We start from the raw sequence: 2,622 nt of genomic DNA, 5'->3' as shown, positions 1-2,622 counted from the left end.
GGCCTGCCATAGCGCGCGCACATCGCGCGCCTGCGCCTCGATGGTCTGCGGCGGCACGCGGGCCTGATCCTGGCCGTCGAGCCGCAGCTTGTGCTGGCGCGCGCGGAAAGTCCGATAGGCGTCGCCGACCGCTTCGGCCAGCGTGGCGTCGATCAGGCCGAGCTGCCCCGCCATCCGCAGCAGCGCGATATTGCCGGCGTTGCGCGTCAGCTCGGGATGGGCGCGGCTGTGCAGCAGCACCAGGTACTGCACGGTGAATTCGATGTCGACCATGCCGCCGCGGTCGTGCTTCAGGTCGAAGCGGTCGCTGCGGTTCGGATGGCCCTCGGCCACCTTGTGCCGCATCGCGACGATGTCCTGACGCAGCGTGTCGGCATCGCGCGGCTGGCACAGGACCTCCTCGCGCAGCCGCTCGAAGCGCGCGCCCAGCTCGCGGTCGCCGGCGCAGAAGCGCGCGCGCGTCAGCGCCTGGTGCTCCCACACCCAGGCGGTGTTGTCGCCCTGGCGCAGCTGGTAGCGGCGGAACGACTCGAAGCTGGTGACCAGCAGGCCGGCGGCGCCGTTCGGACGAAGCCGCGTGTCGACGTCGAACAGCATGCCGGCCGCGGTATGGCTGGTCAGCCAGGTAATCAGGCGGCGCGCATAGGCGGCGTAGATCTCCGCGGCGCCGTCGTCATCGTCGTCGTGCAGGAAGATGATGTCGAGGTCGGACGCATAGCCGAGCTCCTTGCCGCCCAGCCGGCCATAGGCGATCACCGCGAAGCGCGGCGTGTCGCGATGGCGCATCGGCAGTTGCTGCCAGACCGCGGTCAGCGTGACGTCGAGCATCGCGTCGGCCAGGTCGGACAGCCGGTCGGCGATCTGCTCGACCGTCAGCCTGCCGTGCAGGTCCTGCAGCAGCACGCGGAAGGTCTCGGCATGGTGCTCGCGGCGCAGGATGTCCATCTGCGCCTCGACCTGGCCGTGCGCTGCGAGCAGGCGCTCGCCGAGCCGGGCGCGGAAGGCCTCCCAGTCCGGCACGCTGGCGAGCGCCTCGGCATCGAGCAGTTCGTCGAGCAGTTGCGGATGCCGCGTCAGATAGGTGGCGGCCCAGCGCGACGCGTGCAGCGTGTGGGCGACGCGCTCCATCGCCTGCGGATACTCCGACAGCAGCGACAGATACGAGGCGCGCCGGCTGATCGCATCGAAGAAGTCGAGAAAGCGCGCAATGGTGGCATCCGCATCGTCCTGCCGTCCGGCGAGGTCGAGCGCGCGGTTGACCAGCAGGTCGAAGCGCGCGCGGCTCTGCTCGGACAGCGCGCGGTAGCGCGGCGAGGCCGCGGTGGCGCGCAGCCGCTCCAGCAACCCGACGCAGTCGGAATAGCCCGCCTGCGCAAGCCGCGCGCACGGCGCCTCTTCGTCCTCGCCGTGCGCCAGCGCCGGCCACAGCGTCTCGGCGGGCGGCTGGCCCTGCTCCGGGTCGGAGAAGGTGACCTCGAACTGCTGTGCCACCGGCTCCTGCAGTTCCGCCAATCGCGCCTGCAGCGCGGGCCAGTCCGCGCAGCCCATCATGCGCGCCACCGCGGACTGCTCCTGCTCGCTGGTCGGCAGATGGTGGGTCTGCGCATCGTCGCGATACTGCAGCCGGTGCTCCAGCTGGCGCAGGAAGCGATAGGCATCCGACAGCTGCAGCGCCTGCCCCGCCGGCAGCAGCCCGCGCTCGACCGCGATCGCCAGCACCTCCAGCGTCGGCCGCGCGCGCAGTGCCAGGTCCTGGCCGCCGCGGATCAGCTGGAACACCTGCGCCATGAATTCGATCTCGCGGATGCCGCCGCGCCCCAGCTTGATATCGGCCGAGCGCTGGTTGACGCCATGGCCGGCCAGACCCCCGCTGCGCTTGGCTGCCTCGGCGCGGATCTGCGCATGCAGCGAGCGGATCGCGGCGATCACGCCGTAGTCCAGATAGCGGCGGAACACGAAGGGCGTGGTCAGCCGCGCCAGCTGATCGGCGGTGCGCTGCGCGTGCGGCGTGGCCAGCGACGACACCACGCGGCCCTTGATCCAGGCGTAGCGCTCCCATTCGCGGCCCTGCACCACCAGGTATTCCTCCAGCATGCCGAGGCTGCAGGCCAGCGGCCCGGCGTCGCCGTTCGGCCGCAGCCGCATGTCGACGCGGAACACATAGCCGTCGGCGGTGGTCTCGGCCAGCACGCTGATCAGGCGCCGGCCCAGCCGCGTGAAGTATTCATGATTCGACAGGCTGCGCTGGCCGCCCGCGGTGTCGCCGTCCTCGTCGTAGAGAAAGATCAGGTCGATATCGGACGAGACGTTCAGCTCGCGGCCGCCGAGCTTCCCCATGCCGACCACGATCAGCTCCTGTACCTCGCCGCTGTGCTCGCCGACGGGTCGGCCGAAGGTCGGCGCCATGTCCTCGGTCAGCGTGGCCAGCGCATGCTGGATCGACAGCTCGGCCAGGTCGGTCATCGCGCCGGTGACCTCGGCCAGCGTGGCCAGCCCGCGCAGATCGCGCTCGATGACGATGCACATCACCTCGGCGCGCAGCCGCCGCAGCGCCTGGCCGATCGCCTGCTCGGCGTCGGCGGCCGGCTGCCGCAGCTCGGCCAGCCGCGCTTCCATCCAGAC

General features: G+C 71.1%; 1 protein-coding gene. It reads right to left on the bottom strand.

Going from position 1 to position 2,622, the window contains the following annotated elements; all coding sequences use genetic code 11:
- On the bottom strand, positions 1–2,622 hold a 2,622-nt coding region (glnE, locus tag AC6EI8_RS25945; RefSeq protein WP_498383318.1), incomplete at both ends, for a bifunctional [glutamate--ammonia ligase]-adenylyl-L-tyrosine phosphorylase/[glutamate--ammonia-ligase] adenylyltransferase.

It is taken from the genome of Cupriavidus sp. R6-3 (assembly GCF_059772245.1).
This window is presented reverse-complemented; position numbering and strand designations above follow the sequence as displayed.